This window comes from Thermus sp. FJN-A, from assembly GCF_054655095.1.
In genome coordinates this window covers 1-236 of the sequence record NZ_BAAHSC010000269.1, presented here as the reverse complement: position 1 = coordinate 236, position 236 = coordinate 1, and the positions used below count along the sequence as shown (strand labels likewise).

1 pseudogene is annotated in these 236 nt (G+C 76.7%); it reads right to left on the bottom strand.

Annotated elements, in window-relative coordinates:
* Nucleotides 1-236: pseudogene (locus tag ACYQ0J_RS13675) on the bottom strand (tetratricopeptide repeat protein); the annotation flags it as partial.

Sequence of the window (236 nt, the reverse complement as noted above, 5' to 3'; positions counted from 1 at the left end):
TCCTCCGTCCCCTCCCGGCGGGAGAGCTCCGCCAGGGCCACCAGCACCCGGGCGCGGGCCGGGGCGTGGGTGTCCAGAAGCTCCAGGGCCTCCCCGGCGGCCCGCCTCGCCAGCCTCTTCCGTCCCAGGGCCAGGTGGCAGAGGGCCATCTCCGCCAGGGCCGCTCCCCTCCGGGCCCCCTCCCCCGCTAGCTCAAGGGCCTCCTCCAGGACCTCGCTTCCTTGAGCGGGCTTCCC